14 protein-coding genes, 1 tRNA gene and 1 pseudogene are annotated in these 15,945 nt (G+C 73.9%); 12 read left to right on the top strand and 4 right to left on the bottom strand.

Annotated features, from left to right (window positions below):
* From ABEB16_RS13375 to ABEB16_RS13355, 5 genes and pseudogenes are all read left to right on the top strand, one after another.
* Nucleotides 1–775 (top strand): CheB methylesterase domain-containing protein (locus tag ABEB16_RS13375; RefSeq protein ID WP_345712742.1); only part of this gene is annotated, 775 nt, incomplete at its 5' end.
* A gap of 4 nt (nt 776–779) precedes the next feature.
* A complete protein-coding gene (locus tag ABEB16_RS13370) occupies nt 780–1,610 on the top strand; it encodes a CheR family methyltransferase (RefSeq protein ID WP_345712741.1) in 831 nt (276 codons plus the stop codon).
* Complete coding sequence (locus tag ABEB16_RS13365; protein ID WP_345712740.1) at nt 1,607–1,990, top strand: response regulator; 384 nt, start codon at nt 1,607–1,609, stop codon at nt 1,988–1,990. The genes ABEB16_RS13370 and ABEB16_RS13365 overlap by 4 nt, the downstream gene beginning before the upstream one ends.
* Nucleotides 1,987–2,499, top strand: coding sequence for a chemotaxis protein CheX (locus ABEB16_RS13360; RefSeq protein ID WP_345712739.1), 513 nt, complete (start codon nt 1,987–1,989; stop codon nt 2,497–2,499). Before ABEB16_RS13365 ends, ABEB16_RS13360 begins: the two co-directional genes overlap by 4 nt.
* Before the next feature lie 4 nt (nt 2,500–2,503).
* Nucleotides 2,504–2,860 (top strand): annotated as a pseudogene (locus ABEB16_RS13355) (response regulator); the annotation flags it as partial.
* A gap of 535 nt (nt 2,861–3,395) precedes the next feature.
* On the opposite strand, the gene ABEB16_RS13350 reads toward ABEB16_RS13355, so the two are convergent.
* Together ABEB16_RS13350 and ABEB16_RS13345 are read right to left on the bottom strand one after the other, a co-directional pair.
* Nucleotides 3,396–4,463 carry an EAL domain-containing protein gene (locus ABEB16_RS13350; RefSeq protein ID WP_345712738.1) on the bottom strand — a complete coding sequence of 356 codons (1,068 nt, stop codon included), beginning with the start codon at nt 4,461–4,463 and terminating at the stop codon, nt 3,396–3,398.
* 183 nt (nt 4,464–4,646) lie between these two features.
* Complete coding sequence (locus ABEB16_RS13345; protein ID WP_345712737.1) at nt 4,647–5,384, bottom strand: polyprenol monophosphomannose synthase; 738 nt, start codon at nt 5,382–5,384, stop codon at nt 4,647–4,649.
* 224 nt (nt 5,385–5,608) lie between these two features.
* On the opposite strand from ABEB16_RS13345, the gene ABEB16_RS13340 reads away from it, so the two are divergent.
* The 3 genes from ABEB16_RS13340 (at nt 5,609) to ABEB16_RS13330 (ending at nt 6,634) form a co-directional block, all read left to right on the top strand.
* Nucleotides 5,609–5,701 (top strand) — tRNA-Ser (locus tag ABEB16_RS13340).
* A 36-nt stretch (nt 5,702–5,737) separates the two neighbouring features.
* Complete coding sequence (locus ABEB16_RS13335; protein WP_345712736.1) at nt 5,738–6,139, top strand: hypothetical protein; 402 nt, start codon at nt 5,738–5,740, stop codon at nt 6,137–6,139.
* Between the two features lie 30 nt (nt 6,140–6,169).
* Entirely contained in the window at nt 6,170–6,634 is a 465-nt protein-coding gene (locus tag ABEB16_RS13330; RefSeq protein ID WP_345712735.1) for an ATP-binding protein, read from the top strand.
* Nucleotides 6,635–6,753: 119 nt separating this feature from the next.
* On the opposite strand, the gene ABEB16_RS13325 is transcribed toward ABEB16_RS13330, so the two are convergent.
* Together ABEB16_RS13325 and ABEB16_RS13320 are read right to left on the bottom strand one after the other, a co-directional pair.
* On the bottom strand, nt 6,754–7,602 hold the full coding sequence (locus tag ABEB16_RS13325) for an MBL fold metallo-hydrolase (RefSeq protein ID WP_345712733.1): 849 nt from the start codon (nt 7,600–7,602) through the stop codon (nt 6,754–6,756).
* 156 nt (nt 7,603–7,758) lie between these two features.
* A complete protein-coding gene (locus tag ABEB16_RS13320) occupies nt 7,759–10,056 on the bottom strand; it encodes a putative bifunctional diguanylate cyclase/phosphodiesterase (protein WP_345712732.1) in 2,298 nt (765 codons plus the stop codon).
* 395 nt (nt 10,057–10,451) lie between these two features.
* Between ABEB16_RS13320 and ABEB16_RS13315 the strand changes: the two genes are divergently transcribed.
* The 4 genes from ABEB16_RS13315 to ABEB16_RS13300 form a co-directional block, all read left to right on the top strand.
* Nucleotides 10,452–13,112: a cell wall-binding repeat-containing protein gene (locus ABEB16_RS13315; RefSeq protein ID WP_345712731.1), complete on the top strand. Its 2,661-nt coding sequence runs from the start codon at nt 10,452–10,454 to the stop codon at nt 13,110–13,112.
* Between the two features lie 233 nt (nt 13,113–13,345).
* The gene (locus tag ABEB16_RS13310; protein WP_345712730.1) at nt 13,346–14,482 is read left to right on the top strand and encodes a mannosyltransferase family protein; all 1,137 of its coding nucleotides are present in this window, start codon (nt 13,346–13,348) and stop codon (nt 14,480–14,482) included.
* A 134-nt stretch (nt 14,483–14,616) separates the two neighbouring features.
* Nucleotides 14,617–14,832 carry a hypothetical protein gene (locus ABEB16_RS13305; protein ID WP_345712729.1) on the top strand — a complete coding sequence of 72 codons (216 nt, stop codon included), beginning with the start codon at nt 14,617–14,619 and terminating at the stop codon, nt 14,830–14,832.
* A 123-nt stretch (nt 14,833–14,955) separates the two neighbouring features.
* Nucleotides 14,956–15,945: DUF3500 domain-containing protein (locus ABEB16_RS13300; RefSeq protein ID WP_345712728.1), on the top strand; the 990-nt coding region annotated here is incomplete at its 3' end.

Raw genomic sequence — 15,945 nt, 5'->3', positions numbered from 1 at the left:
CGCCGCGCCCGTGCGGGTGCGCGCCCCGGCGCCGGCGAGCGGGCGCCGGCGTGCGCTGGTCATCGGTTCCTCCACGGGCGGCCCGGAGGCCCTGACCGCGGTGGTCTCCAAGCTGCCCGCGAACCTGCCGGTGCCGGTGCTCATCACCCAGCACATGCCGCCGGTGTTCACCCGCCTGTACGCCCAGCGGCTCGACAAGGCCAGCGCCCTGAACGTCGTGGAGGCCACCGACGGCCAGCCCGTCGTCCCGGGCACGGTCTACATCGCCCCCGGCGACTTCCACATGGAGGTCGTCCGCAGCGGCACCGGTGCCGTGACGAAGCTGCAGCAGGGCCCGCCGGAGAACTTCTGCCGCCCCGCGGTGGACGTCATGTTCCGCTCGGCGCTGGCCCTGTACGGCGGCGACCTGCTCGCGGTGGTGCTCACCGGCATGGGTTCCGACGGCCGGACCGGCTGCAAGGCCATCGCCGGGGCCGGCGGCCAGGTCGTCGTGCAGGACGAGGCGACGTCGGTGGTGTGGGGGATGCCCGGCGCGGTGGCCCGCGAGGGCGTCGCCGACGAGATCCTGCCGCTGTCCGCCATCGCCGACGCGATCGTGCGCCGCCACCGCGGCGGCGCCGCCCTCACCGCCGCCCTGCCGCGCGCCGGCGCCCCCGTCCCCGCCGCGGCACCACCGCGCGCGGCAACGGTCCCCGGGGTCCGCCCCGCGACCGGTTCCCCACATCCGCTCGCCCCGGCGCAGGTGCCGGCGCGCTTCACCACAGGAAGGAGGTGACACCGTGCCGCTGACGACACAGGCCTTCGACTGGGTCTGCAGCCTGGTCCGCAAGGAGAGCGCCATCGTCCTGGAGAAGGGCAAGGAGTACCTCGTCGAGTCCCGCCTCGTGCCGCTGGCGCGGGCGGCGGGTGCCCCCGACGTCTCCGCCTTCATCGAGGGCGTCCGCGTCGGTCACGACCGCCGCAAGCACATGGACATCGTCGAGGCGCTCACGACGAACGAGACGTCGTGGTTCCGCGACGGTGCACCGTTCACCGCGTTCTCCACCTCGGTGCTTCCGGAGCTCAAGCAGAGCCGCAGCACGACGCGCAGCCTGCGCGTGTGGTCGGCCGCCTGCTCCACGGGGCAGGAGGTCTACAGCATCGCGATGCTGCTGAAGGACTCCGTGGTCGCCGAGGGCTGGCGCGCCGAGCTCCTGGCCACCGACATCTCCTCCGAGGTGCTGGAGAAGGGCCGCAAGGGCTGCTACTCCCAGCTGGAGATGAACCGCGGGCTGCCCGCGAACCTGCTGGTCCGCCACTTCAGCCGGCAGGGCCCGCAGTGGCAGGTGAACGACGACCTCCGCCGGATGGTCACGTTCCAGCAGATGAACCTGGCGATGCCCTTCCGCGGTGTCGGCCAGTTCGATGTCGTCTTCCTCCGCAACGTCCTGATCTATTTCGACGTGGCGACGAAGCGCGACATCCTCACCCGGGTGCGCCAGGTCCTGCGACCTGACGGCTACCTGTTCCTCGGCGGCGCGGAGACGACGCTCGGGGTCGACGACGGATGGGAGCGCACTCTCATCGGACGAGTTTCGGTCCACCGGCCGAAGAACGGAGGAAGGTCATGAGGGCGCTGGTCGTCGACGACTCGCGGGCCATGCGGAAGATCATCTCGGCTTCCCTGCGGAAGCTGGGGTTCGAGATCGTGGAGGCGGGTGACGGGGCGGAGGCGCTGGAGGTGCTGAAGTCCGGGCCGCTGCCCGACCTGGCCACGATCGACTGGAACATGCCGGTCATGGACGGGCTCACCCTGGTGACCAACGTCCGGGCCGCCCGCGAGTACCGGTCCATGACGATGATGATGGTCACCACCGAGGCCGAGCACGGGCAGATCGTCCGGGCGCTGGCCGCCGGTGCGCACGAGTACCTCATCAAGCCGTTCACCACCGACGCCCTGGAGGAGAAGCTCGCCCTCCTCGGCCTGATGCCGGAGGTGGCGGGGGCATGAGCGTCGGTTTCGAGGTCGAGGAGCTGGGGCACTACGTCGAGGACGAAGCCCTGGAGCAGATCGTCTACCAGATGTGGGACTCCTACTTCGGGACGACGGAGCCGCCGTACCCGGTGTTCGAGCCCCTCGTGGTCGAGGGGCCCGTGCAGTGCGCGAGCGTGTCGATCTCCGGTGCCCGGCCGGGCCTGGTGACGATCACCGTGCCCGACCACCTGGCGCCGGCGCTGGCCGCCGTGATGCTGCAGGACGACGGCGAGCTCGCCCAGGACGACGTCGACGACTCGCTCGGCGAGATGGCGAACATCATCGCGGGTAACGTGAAGGCGCTGGTCCCCGACGCAGGGGCCCTGGGTCTGCCGGTGCTGGCGCGGGCCACCCCGCGTCCGGGTCGGGGTGCAAGCGAGGTGGCGAGGCTGGACGCGGCGTGGCGCGAGGGCTGGCTGAGCTTCGTGGTGTGGTTGGGGGACCCGCAGGCCGCGGGTTCCGGAGACGGCTCGGGACGGGAGTAGCGCGATGAAGGCGCTGGTGGTCGACGACAGTCGGGTGATGCGGCAGATCGTCATCCGCACCCTGCGGCAGGCGGGTTACGACTGGGTGGACGTCGTCCAGGCGGAGAACGGTCAGGAGGGCCTGGAGGCCGTCCGCGCCGAGAACCCCGACATCGTCCTGTCGGACTGGAACATGCCCGAGCGAACCGGTTACGAGATGCTCCAGGCGCTGCGGGCCTCCGGGGAGACGGTGCCGTTCGGCTTCGTCACCTCCGAGGGCTCGCAGGAGATGCGCGACAAGGCCTCCGCGGCCGGCGCGCTGTTCCTGATCGCCAAGCCCTTCACCCCGGAGATGTTCGCCACCGCCCTGGAGCCGGTCCTGGGCAAGGCGGACCTGAAGCAGCAGGCGTCGGAGAGCGCGGGGGCGGCGGTGCAGTGGTCGGAGGGCATGCCCAGCCCGCTGCCCACGAACCTCGCCGTCCGCAACCTGCTGTCGGACCTGCTCAACCGCGACGTGGACGTCGCCCCGGGGCCCGAGGTGCCCGTCGGCGGCGCCCCGGGCTCGACGGTGGCCCTCTACGTGGACGACAAGCTGAAGTCCGCGGCGGTGGCCGTCATGTCCTACGACCTGGCGGCCCACGCCGGGGCGGCCATCGGCCTGCTCCCGCCGGGTGCCAGCGAGGCGGCCATCGAGGACCGCGTCATGCCGAAGAACCTCCACGAGAACGCCGGGGAGGTCCTCAACATCATGGCCTCGCTGTTCAACCTGGAGGGCGCGCCGCACCTGAAGCTGCACGCCTACTACCGCCCGGACGAGATCCTGCGCCCGGACGTCAAGGAGTGGGCGGAGCGCAAGGGCAACCGCGTCGACCTCGCCGTGACGGTCTCCCGCTACGGCAAGGGCGGGCTGTCCATCATCACGTTCTGAGCACCCGCTGCGGTGCTCCGGCGGCCCGGTACCCCCTCGGGGGTGCCGGGCCGCTGCCGTCGTCGGGGTCGCTGCCGTCGCGGGCGCTGCCGTCGTCGGGGTCGCTGCCGTCGCGGGCGCTGCTGCCGGTCGGTGCGGCCGGCGCGCCCAGCCAGTTGCCCTGGCCGCAGTCGACACCGAGGCGGCGCAGCTCCGCGAGCTCCCCGGCGGTCTCCACGCCCTCGGCGACCAGCGTGGCGCCCACCTCCCGGGTCAGGCCCACGAGGGCGCGGGTCGCGGCCCGCCGGCCGGGGTCGAGGTCCACGCCGCGCACGAAGGCGACGTCGAGCTTCACCACGTCCGGCCCGACGTGCAGCACGTGCTGCAGGCTGGCGAAGCCCGAGCCGGCGTCGTCCACGGCGATCCGCGCGCCGTGCGCCCGCAGCCGGTCGGTGGCCACCGCCAGGGCCGGGTAGTCCGGGACCCGGCGGTGCTCGGTGAGCTCCACGACGAGCCGCTCGGGGGAGCGGGCCAGCAGCAGCGGCGCCGTGCCCGGGTCCAGCAGCACCTCGGGGGAGACGTTGACGGACAGGTAGGCGCCCGCCGGCACCCGCGGCAGCAGCTCCAGCGCCCCGCGCAGCGCCGCGTGCTCCAGGGCGGTGGCCAGCCCGCAGCGGCGCGCGTCGGCGAAGACGACCTCGGCGGGCAGCGGCCGCCCCCTGCGGGAGCGGAACCGGCTGAGCGCCTCGCAGCCGGTGACCGCGCCGGAGCGCAGGTCCACGATGGGTTGCAGGACGGTGGAGCGCCCCTCGCCGCGCACCAGGTCGTCGAGGGCGCGGACCCGCCGCTGCCGGCGCCCGGTCCGGTGGTCGTGCTCCTGCAGGGCCTCGGTGAGCAGCGCGGCGACCACGCGCAGCGCCTCCTGCTGCGCCGGGGTCAGCGGGTGCGGGGACGCCCCGGCGCCGGCGGGGACGAGGTCGACGACGCGGCCGTCGCGCTGGCGCACCTGCACCAGGGGGGTGTGCAGCACCTCCCTGGCCAGCTCCAGCAGCTGTGCGACCGACTCCCCCTGGTGCACGACGCCCCCTCGCGCGCTGCAGCGGGCCCACCGCCGCGTGCTGGACGGGAACGGGCGCGGCTGTGCACCCGTGCGCAGCAGGGTGCCACCACCGGCGCGCGCGTGCCACCGCGCACGGCCGGTGCGCGCGACCCGGGTGCACCGCCGGTGCGGGCCACCCGGGTGCGCGGTCCGGGTGCGGCGTCAGGCCGGTGGGCGGCGCGTCCCGGTGGCCCCGTGGCGGCGCATCCGCAGCACCGCCACCATCGCCTCGGCCACGATCCGCCGCGACATCTTCGACGAGCCGTGGGTGCGCTCGGTGAACAGGATCGGCACCTGCGCGGTGCGGGCGCCCAGCTCCAGGGCGGCCAGCGTCGTCTGGATCTGGAAGGCGTAGCCGGCGGCGGTGAGGGCGCCCAGGTCCAGGCGGCGCAGCAGGTCCGCGCGCCACATCTTGTACCCGCCGGTGAGGTCGGCGAGGTCGGAGCGCAGCAGCAGCCGGGCGTAGACGTTGCCGCCCCTGGACAGCGCCCGCCGGTACCAGGGCCAGGCGTCGTCGACGGCCCCGCCGGGCACGTAGCGCGAGCCCAGGACCAGGTCGGCGCCGGCCTGCAGCTCCGCGGCCATCGGCTGCAGCGCCGCCACGGGGTGGGAGCCGTCGGCGTCCATCTGCACCACCGCGTCGTAACCCAGCGACAGCGCCTCGGCGAAGCCGGCCCGGTACGCGGCGCCCAGGCCGTCCTTGCTGGCGCGGGTGAGCAGGCGCAGCCGGCCCTCGGGCAGCTCCCCGGCCAGGGCGCGCACGACGTCGCCGGTGCCGTCGGGGGAGGAGTCGTCGACGACGAGGACGTCCGGGGCCAGCGGGGAGGCGAGCACGTCGGCGACGATGCGGGCGACGTTCTGCGCCTCCTGGTAGGTGGGCAGGACGACGATCGTGCGCACGCGGGGCTCCGGCGGGTCGGGGGCGGTCGCGGCACGCTATCCCAGGACGGCGGCACCGGGCCGGGCCCGGGCGGGTGGCCGTGGGTGCCGTCGCCGCGCCCTTGGGCGCCCTTCTCCGGGTTCGGGCGCTCAGCACGGGGTCCGGGACCGCCCGAACCCGGAGATGGGCGGGTGGGGTGGGGTGCGGGTGGCAGACTGGACGCCGCCGCGGTCCGCCGCGGCCGGGAGGGCTGGCAGAGCGGCCGAATGCTGCGGTCTTGAAAACCGCTAGGGCGGTACCCACCCCGTCCTCGGGGGTTCGAATCCCCCGCCCTCCGCACCAGCACCCGAGGACCACCCCCAGGAGGAACGGCATGCCCCTCGTGGGTCCCGAGATGGACGCCCGCCGGCGCGCCAACGCCGCCCGCGCCTTCCACGCCCTCGCGCCCGAGGACCGCCGCGACGTCCTCGCCCTCGCCCGGCAGGGCCGGCGCCACCCCGACGAGCGCGTCGTGGCCGTCGCCTGGTGGTACGCCGCGGCCGTGCTCCAGCCGCGCTGGTGGACGAAGCTGCCCTCGCCCGTCCTGCCGCTGGCCGGGCTGGTGCTCATCGCCGTCGCGTTCCTCCTGGACTCCTGGCCGCTGGCGCTGGTGTCCCTGCTCCTGGTCCTCGCCGGCGCGATGCTGTGGTGGCAGCGCGCCGCGACCGCGCCCCTGCTGGCCCTCGGCCTGAGCCCGGCCGCGGAGCACCCCGGCGCCGACGACCAGCAGGTGTGAGATGCCGTGCACCCGGGGTAACACAGGGGCGTGACGCCACCCCAGCGACGAGTCGTCGAGCTGCCCGCCGACGGCCGGGCCCCCTCGATGGCGCGCCGGCGCGTGCAGGAGGTGGTCGAGCCGGTGGCCGTGCCGGGCATGGCGGACCTGGCCGCGCTGCTGGTGTCGGAGCTGGTGGGCAACGCGGTGCTGCACGCCACGCCCCCGGCCACCCTGACCTGCACCTGCGGTGACTCCCACGTGCGGCTGGAGGTCGCCGACTCCAGCCCGCACCCCCCGCACGTCGGGGCCGCGGGCCTGACCGACACCGGCGGCCGGGGCATGCTGCTGGTGGACGCGCTGAGCTCGCGCTGGGGGGTGGAGGTCACCCCCGACGGCAAGCGGGTGTGGGTGGAGATCGACCTGGAGGACGCCGCCGCCTACGACCGCGGCGACGTCATCGACCTGACGGCGGACGACGCGGTCCCGGCGCACCGGGAGCACGGCACCGCCTGAGGGCGCTCGGGCGCCGACCCCCCGCGCCCTTCTCCGGGTTCGGGCGGTGGGTGGGGCCTGCTGCGGCGCCCTTCTCCGGGTTCGGGCGGTGGGTGGGGCCCGGGCGGTGGGTGGGCGCGTCAGCGCAGCACGACGGTCTCCCCGCGGGCGACCCAGCGCACGTCGTCGGCCCAGCCGCGCCGCTCCGCCTCGGCCCGGAAGTCGGCCAGCGGGGAGCGGAACAGCCGGTAGTCGTCGTGGTGCACGGGCACGGTCTGCCGGGGCCGGACCAGCTCGACGAGGTCGGCGCCCTCCGCGCCGTCCATCGTCACCACGAGCCCGCCCGGCAGGGTGGTGCCCCCGAGGTGGACGACGGCGGCGTCGATGCGCCCGACGCGGCGGGGGATCTCGCGCACCTCGTCCACGAGCAGGGTGTCGCCGGTGACGTAGAGGGTGAACCCGGCGGGCCCCGCCAGCGGGCCGAACTCCAGCAGGGTGCCCATCACGGGGGGCAGCACGCCCTGCAGCGCGCCGCGGGCGTGCCGGCCGGGCATGGCGGTGGCGCGCACCCGGGTGCCGCCGGCGACGAGCTCGGCGCTGTCCCAGGTGCGCAGCCCGCGCACGTCGCGCATGCCGTGCCAGGAGGCGAGGCGGCGGGCGGCGTGCGGGGTGGTGAGGACGGGCAGGTCGCTGCGCAGGCCGCGGCGGGCGACGCGGTCGAAGTGGTCGCCGTGCAGGTGGGACAGCACGAGGCCGTCGAGCGGGGGCAGCTCGTCGACGCGCAGGGCGGGGTCGGTGAGCCGGCGGGCGACGAGGCCCTTGCCGAGCCAGGCCCACTGCCCGCGGTGCAGGAAGTTGGGGTCGGTGAGCAGGGTGAGGTCCCCGTAGCGCAGCAGCACGGTGGCGGTGCCGATGAAGGTGAGCTCCAGCGCGCCGGGCTGCGCCGGGGCCGTGGGTGCCGGTGTGCGTGGCTCTCGGGGGTCCGCCATGCGGGGGCACTACCCCGGGTGGGGCCGGTCCAGTCGCGGGGCGCTGGTGGTGGCTGCTTCGGGCGCCCATCTCCGGGTTCGGGCGCTGCGGATGGGCCCCGGGACCGCCCGAACCCGGAGATGGGCGCCGGGTGGGGGTCCCGCGCCCGCGCCCCGTCAGCGCAGCGCGGCGCCGGTGGCGAAGGTGCGGTCGAGCTGCTCGGCGAGGCGCTCGGCGGGCACCGCGGCCTCGAACAGCCAGCCCTGCCCGCGCTGGGCCCCGAGGAAGCGGCACACGTCGGCCTGCTCGGCGGTCTCGATGCCCTCGACGACGACGAGCATCCCGAGCCGGGTGGCGAGGTCGACGATGCACGACACGATCGACTGCCCGTCGACGTCCTCGGTGAGGGTGCTGGTGAGGGAGCGGTCGATCTTGAGGACGTGCGCGGGCAGCCGCCCGAGGTAGCCGAACGAGGAGTGCCCGGCGCCGAAGTCGTCGATGGCGATGCGCACCCCGAGCGCGGCGATCTCGGCGAGGACGCGCTCGGCGGGGCTGTCGGTGTCGAGGAAGACGGACTCGGTGACCTCGAGGGTGAGCAGGCCGGCCGGGGCGCCGCACTCGGCGAGCACGGCGCGCACGGCGTCGGTGAAGCCGGGGGAGTGCAGCTGCACGACGGAGACGTTGACGGCGAGCCCGGCCCCGGCGTCGAACACGCCGGCGGCGGCGGCGGTGCGCACGGCGCGGGTGAGGACGTGCTGGCCGAGGGCGACGACGAGGTTGGCCTCCTCGGCGACGGCGACGAACTCGGCGGGGCTGACGCGGCCGAGGACGTCGTCGGTCCAGCGGGCGAGGGCCTCGAAGCTGGCGACGGCGCCGGTGGACATGTCCACGACGGGCTGGAAGTGCACCTCGAGGCTGCCGGCGGTGAGGGCTGCGGTGAGGCGTTCGCGCAGCAGCAGGCGGCGGCGGTGGGCGTCGGCGATGGCGCCGTCGAAGACGGCGACGGTGCCGGTGCCGCCGGTGCGGGCGCCGCGCAGGGCGAGGTCGGCGTCGGCGATGGCGGCGGCGAGGTCCTCGCCCGGGCCGTCCTCGCTGGTGTCCTCGCCGCAGCCGCGGGCGCCGCCGGTGCCGGCGACGCCGATGACGGCGTCGAGGGCGTAGTGCCGGGCGGCGGGCACGCGGGTGGGGGCGCTGCGGACGGCGTCGAGCACGGTGGGGGCGAGGGCGGTGGCGTCGGTGACGTCGCCGTGGAGGACGAGGGCGAACTCGTCGTCGCCGGTGCGGTAGGCGGTGGCGCGGGGGTCGAGGGTGGTGAGGGAGCTGGCGACGGCGGCCAGCACGGTGTCGGCGGCGGTGGGTCCGAGGACGTCGTGGACGTGCTCGACGCCGTCGACCTCGACGAGCAGGACGGTGCGCTGCGGGTCGGGCCCGGCCGGGGGGTGGGCGAGCAGGTCGCGTCTGCCGGCGGCGAGGTCGGCGGTGAGGGCGCGGCGGTTGCCGAGGCCGGTGCCGGCGTCGGTGAGGGCCTGGGCGCGCAGGTCGTCGGCGACGGCGCTGTAGGCGCGGGTGGTCTCCAGGTGGCGGGCGGCGTAGAGCAGCAGCACGAGGGCGTGCAGGCCGAGCAGGAACCGGTCGGCGCTCGCGGGGTCGGCGACGAGCCAGGCGAGGTCGGCGAGCAGCAGGGGCAGGGCGACGAGGGCGGCGGTGGTGCGGCGGTGCTCGGCGAGGACGGCGGCGGCGGTGCGGGGCGCGAGGTGGGTGGGGCCCTTGATGGCGGAGCCGGCGGCGCCGACGGCGACGAGGCCGATGGCGAGCCAGCCGGCGCCGGCGCTGCCGGTGAGCTCGGCGTGCAGGGCGGGGATCTCCGCGAGGCCGCAGAGGGCGAGGGCGGTGCCGGGGCGGCGCAGCCGGTGGTCGTCGACGGCGGCGTTGGCGCCGCGGGCGGCGACGTGGGTGGCGCAGAGCACGAGCAGGGGGGCGCAGAGGCGTTCGAGGGTGGTGGTGCCGGTGGCGCCGGTGGTGGTGAGGACGTGCCAGGACAGCAGCGCGAGGGTGGCGCCGAGCAGGCTGGCGTCGAGCACGAGGGGCAGCACGGCGGGGCGCGCAACGGTGCGGCGCACGGTGAGCTGCATGACGGCGAACACGGCGAGCATGCCGGCGGTGGTGGCGACGAGGTCGGCGGAGCCGGCGCCGGGGTGGGCGGCGAGCAGGGCGGTGGCGACGAGGTGGCCGCCACCCCAGGCGGCGCCGACGGTGCCGTAGCCGGCGCGGACGTCGCGGGGGTGCTCGGAGCCGGCGAGCAGGCCGGCGCCGGAGAGCAGGCCGGTGAGGGCGAACCAGGGGTGGGGGGTGGCGAGGACGTCGGGGCCGGCGAGGGCGGCGACGAGGACGGCCGCCAGGGCTGCGAGGGCGAGCAGGACGGCGAGGACCCGGCTCCGGGCGCGGTGGCGCGCCTGGGGCGGGGGGACCGGCATGCCCTCTGCGTCGGCACGAGAGGGGGTGTCCTTGACCCTTCGCCCACACGCCCGCGAGGGGCTCATCACGTGCGTCGGTGGTGACCCGCAACCCGTGCCGTTGACCCGTTCGGGTGATGCTGGAGGGCCTCCGGAGGCACGTGAGCGACGTTACCAAACTGTTATGAAAGTCGCCGCGCGGTAAAAGTGCAGGTCACAGCCCGTTCAGGCATCCTCACAATGCGTTCGGACGAAGAGATCATGGTTGCTCTCCGTGTTGCTGGTGTGACTCTCGTGTACGTTCGGATGCGTCGCCAGGGGACCTCGCACCGCAGCGGGGGAGCAGGGCGGTACCAGGCTCGACTGAGCCGGCCCCCGTGGGGGGGATCACAATTCACAGCGCCTTTGGAGGCATCGTGACCGCAGCAACCTCCCGGTTGCGCCGGCGTGGTATCGGGGCCGGTGTCGCGGCCCTCGTGGGTCTGACCACCGTCGGGTTCAGTGCTGGCGCCGCCGTAGCGGCTCCCGGCTTCGACCTCGCCCGCTTGGGCGGGGAGAACCGCTTCGCCACGGCCGTGCAGGCCGCCTCGGCGTTCGACGACACGACGTCCGTCGTGCTCGCCAACGCCTTCTCCAACGTCGACGCCCTGACGGCCGCCTCCCTCGGCCTGCCCGTGCTGCTGACCCGGGACAACATCACCCCGGAGGAGACGCTGGAGGCCCTCGACACCCTCGGCGTCGAGAACATCACCCTCGTCGGTGGCGAGACCGTCATCACCGCCGAGCAGGAGGACGCGCTCGCCGCGGAGGGCTACACCGTCACCCGCCTCGCGGGCGCCAACCGCTACGCGACCGCCGCGGAGATCGCGGGCGAGGCCGCGGCCGACGCTCCCTACGTGTTCGTCGCCTCCGGCACGGGCATCCCCGACGCGCTGGCCGCGTCCCCGGCGGCGGCCGCGACCGGTTCGCCGATCCTGCTGGTCCGTCCCGACGGGGTGCCGGCCGAGACGGCCGCCGCGCTCGAGGCGTTCGGCGACGCGGAGGTCGTCGTCCTCGGCGGCCAGAACGCCGTGCCGCAGGCCATCGCCGACGAGGTGGGGGCCACCGCTCGCGCGGAGGGGCCGAACCGCTTCGCCACCGCCGCCAGCTTCGCGGACTGGAGCGTCGAGGAGGGCATCTTCGACGGCAGCACTGCGGGCATCGCCCTCGGCGTCAACGCCACCAGCACCCTGGGCCTCAACGACCTCGCCGACGCGCTCGTCGCCGGCCCGGTCCTCGGCCTCGCCGGCGGCCCGCTGCTGCTGTCGCGCTCCGCGACGGACCTCGGCGAGGAGACCGCGGGCTGGTTCGAGGCCAACGCCGAGACCCTCACCAGCGAGGGCTTCGTCTTCGGTGGCGAGAACGTCGTTTCCGCCGAGGTCGTCACCGGTGCGGTCGAGGCCGGCGGTGGCGGGGAGCCCGACTCGAACCAGGCCTTTGCCGTTACGCCGGCAGAAGCCGCGACGGCTGCGCTGAGCACTAGTGCCCTGGATAACACCGGCCGCCGCACCTACACCGTGAGCGGCATCACCTCCACGACTGTCGACATCGCCCTACTCCCCGCGGAGGACGTCACTGTCAGTCCTGCAGGGTCGGCGGCATTCGCCAGTGGAACGTTCATCGCGGACTCCCTGGGCGTCTCGATCGAACTGGTTAATGGTGCTGGCAACCTCCCGGCTGCCAGCACTCAGGGCGATGCCCACGTCAATGACGTCACTGTCACGGACGGTGAGGTGTCTTTCGCCATTGACGCCTACACGGCGGATGCCGTGGTGCCGGTCGTTTTCGACGACGCCAATGACAACAATGCGCTGGACCTCAACAACGGGCTGCCGACCGAAGCGTTCGGGGTCGGTGGAGCTACGACCTATGTGCCGGCTGAGGCGGCCGACAATGCCACGGCGACGACGGCAAGCATTACGGCCTTCGACACGACCGCTGACTACTTGGTGGTGGGTGGCGCGACCTACTACTACGACGACAACGACACCTTCCGCGTGGCAGGCACGGCCACGTCGCTGCCTGCTTTCGAGGCCCTCCTCAGCACGACCGATGCCGTTACCATCGCGTACCGGAATGCACCCGAGAATGCGTCGACGTTCAACATCACAACCGACGTGGTCCCCGCGGCGGACGATGTCACGGCAACGGTGAGCGAGCCCAGCGATGATGTCTACAACGTCGCTCTGACGTGGACGGCATCCGAGCAGGGCGACGTGCGCTACACGGTCCGCCGTACCATCAGTGGCGGATCCCCGGTGACTCTTGCGACGGGTCTCACGACGACTTCTTACGCCGACGCAGATGTGGCCGACGGGACGTACACCTACTCCGTCATTGCGACGAGCGCCACCTCGGGTACGGCTTCGTCGGCGGCCACCAGTGCGTCCGTGGTCATCCCGCCCGTCAACACGGCCCCCGCCGTGCTGGTGAACGGTGCCGTCGTGGATGTCAACTCTGGCGCGGTTACCGCTACCAGCGGTGACATCTGGAACTTCCACTTCTCGGAGCCGGTTCAGGTGGCCTCCGGTGCTGCGATCCAGTTGACCGGCGGCTCTGGGCCGATCGTGGAGAGCGGCATCAACGGCACCTTCACCCTCAACGCTGCCAGGGATGTGCTGACCGTCAGCCTGACGGCGGACGTTGCTGGTACGCCCGGTTACCCTGCCGTTGTCAATGCGATCAGCGGTATCACCGACGCTGAAGGTGCGGCGCTCACTATCACGGACGACACCAGCCTGGAGGCCAACGGCCCCGAGATCGTGACTACCGATGCTGAGTCCGGCGACACCACGTTCACGGTGACCTTCAATGAGCCCGTTCTCGAGGCTTCGGCGGAGAACGTCGCCAACTACGCCTATGTTTCGGGAACTGGCGTGACCCCGGCCGCTCCGACGTCCGCGGTACTGGGCCCGGATGGTCGCACCGTCACGCTGACGGTCGGTACGGCGATTGCTGCTGGCGCGACTGTGAACCCGGCTGGAGTCGTCGACACCGACGGTCAGGCATCGACCCAGAGCGCGTTCCCCCTCATCTGATCCACCACTCGGCGTTCGCGTCGAGCATGTGATGCGGTGCCCCGGTCCTTCAAGGGCCGGGGCACCGTTGCGTCCGGGAGTGTAGGTGCGCTTCCAGACGTGTGATCGACTTTGATGCTGAGGTGCCACTGGGCGGTCTGTGGTCGTTGGATGTCTCTCCTGGTCGAGTCGTCGCAGATGAGGGCGGGCGTAAGGGTCCGCGGTGCCCACCCCTCACCTGCGAAACTCCTCCCGTGCCCGACGCCGCCCTCCTGCGCCGCCGCCTGCTGCCCGACCCCACCGACCGCGAGGCCCTGACGTACTGGCTGGCCTCCCGCGTCGCCGTCCTCGTCGTGGTTTCCGCCGCGGCGTGGATGTTCGCGGCCAACGACTCGATCACCCCGTTCTGGCAGCGGTTCAACCAGTGGGACTCCCGGCACTACGAGGCCATCGCCCGCGTCGGCTACGACTCGGGCCAGCCCACCGGGGTGCCGCTGGCGGCGCTGCTGCCGGGTTTCCCCGCCACCCTCGCCGCGCTGCACGCCGTGGGTGTCCCGTACCTCGTCGCCGGCCCGCTCGTCTCCCTCGTCGCGAGCCTCGTCGCGGTGCTCGCCCTGAACCGGCTCGGCGAGCTGGAGGGCGCCGGGGTGGGCCCGCGGGCGGTGGCGCTGATGGTGACCGCGCCGCCGGCGGTGTTCCTCGCCGTCGGTTACAGCGAGGCCCTGTTCCTGGCGTTCGCGCTGCCGGCGTGGCTGGCGGCCCGCCGCGAGCGGTGGCTGGCGGCGGCGCTGCTCACCGCCGCGGCCTGCACGGTGCGGGCCAACGGCCTGTTCCTCGCCGCCGCGCTCGCCGTGCAGTACCTCGTCGCCGACGGCGGCATCCGGCGGCGGGGTTTCGCCCGACTGCCGCTGCTGGCGCTGCCCGCCCTGCCGGTGGCGGGGTACGTCGCCCACCTGCACGCCGAGCTGGGGACGCGGACGGCGTGGTTCGACGCCCAGCGCGACGGCTGGAGCCGGCAGCTCACCGACCCGGTGACGGCGTTCCGCATCACCTGGGAGGCGGCGTTCGAGCCGCGCAACGAGCTGCTGTGGCAGTGGACGTGGCGCTACGAGATCGTCGCCGTCCTCGTCGGGGTCGCGCTCACCGCGGTGCTGCTGTGGCGCCGGCGCTGGGGCGAGGCCACCTACACCGCCCTCACCATCGCCTCGCTGGCGACGTCCACCTGGTACTTCTCCGTGCCGCGGGCGCTGCTGCTGCAGTGGCCGCTGTTCCTGCTGCTGGCGTCCTGGTCGCTGCGCCGCCGGGGCGTGGTGCTCGCGTGGGCGGCGGTCGCGGTGCCGCTGTCGGCGTTGTTCACCGCCCTGTACGCCACCGGCCGCTGGGCGGGGTGAGCGGCGGCACGAAGTGATACAGGTGCCGTCAGCGGGCCCGTGCCGTCGCCTTCGCCGGACGTCCCGAGGGCTCCAGGCGCGGATCGAGCTGCTGTCCTCGGTCGACGCCGCTCTCACCGCACGCCGCCCCACCGGTGGCCTGTCCGTCGTCGTCCACGCGTGCCGTCGTCGTCCGGGCGTGGTTCGCCGAGCACCGGCAGATCACGTCCGGCGACGACGCCCAGCTCACCGGCCTCACCGTCGCGGGAGGACGCCGGCAGCTGGAGAAGCTCGCGCAGGAGGACTGGGTGCGGCGCGGCGAGGCGGTGGGCCGCAACGCCCACCACCTGCCCGGGAGCGCCCTCGGCTGAGTTCGTGCACCGCCCGGCGCGTGCTCGGGAGACGCATCTCACACCGGTGTGACCCGGAATCACATATCACGCACAGCTATTTCCAGGGAACTCACAGCTACCCATCTGGTCTAGTCTCGGGTCATGCCCACTTCGCCCACCGACCCCGCGAGGCGCCGGCACCGCCGGCCTGCCGCCGCCGCTGCGGCCGCTGCCGCCCTCGCCCTGACGCTCGCCGGCTGCTCCAGCTCCGACGAGAGCGGTGACACGACCTCCTCGTCGTCCACCACCTCCGCCGGTTCCTCCAGCACCGCCTCCGCCGGCAGCGGCGACGTGGTGGCGCTGGCCGAGGCGTTCGCCGCCACGCTGGACGACGACCAGCGCACGTCGCTGAACCAGGAGTACACGTTCGCCAACGCCTCCAACTGGTCGAACTTCCCCAACTCCATCCTGACCGGCAGCTTCAGCATGCCCAGCGGCGGCGCGAGCGGGGGAGCCATGCCCAGCGGCGGACCGGGCGGCGCCATGCCCACCGACGGCGCCATGCCCAGCGGCGGACCGGGCGGCGGGGGTGGGGCCCCCGGCGGCTCCAGCAGCACCGGCCGGGTGGGCCTGCAGACCAGCGAGCTGTCCGAGGAGCAGTGGACGGCGCTGGAGGACCTGCTGCGGGCCGTCACCGGCAGCGCGGAGAACGAGGGCTACGACGAGATCGTCCAGCACCTCGAAGCCGACGACTACCTCGGCGACAACGGCGGCGGGGACGACTACAGCCGCGGCCAGTACTTCATCGCCTTCCTCGGCACCCCCTCGGACTCCGGGACGTGGGAGCTGCAGTTCGGCGGGCACCACCTCGCCGTCGCCAACACCTACACCGACGGCGCGCTCGTCTCCGCGACCCCGTCCTTCCGCGGCATCGAGCCCATGGGCACCGTCGAGGTCGACGGCGACACCGTCCAGCCCGAGCAGCAGGAGCAGGCCGCGTACGCCGCGCTGCTGGAGTCCCTGGACGACACCCAGGACGCCGCCGCGAAGCTGTCGTCCACGTTCGGCGACATCGTGCTCGGCCCCGGCAGCGACTGGGCGTTCCCCACCACCTCCGAGGGCGTCAAGGGCTCCGACCTCACCGCCGAGCAG

This window comes from Kineococcus glutinatus, assembly GCF_039542765.1.
Classification (GTDB): domain Bacteria; phylum Actinomycetota; class Actinomycetes; order Actinomycetales; family Kineococcaceae; genus Kineococcus_A; species Kineococcus_A glutinatus.
This window is presented reverse-complemented; position numbering and strand designations above follow the sequence as displayed.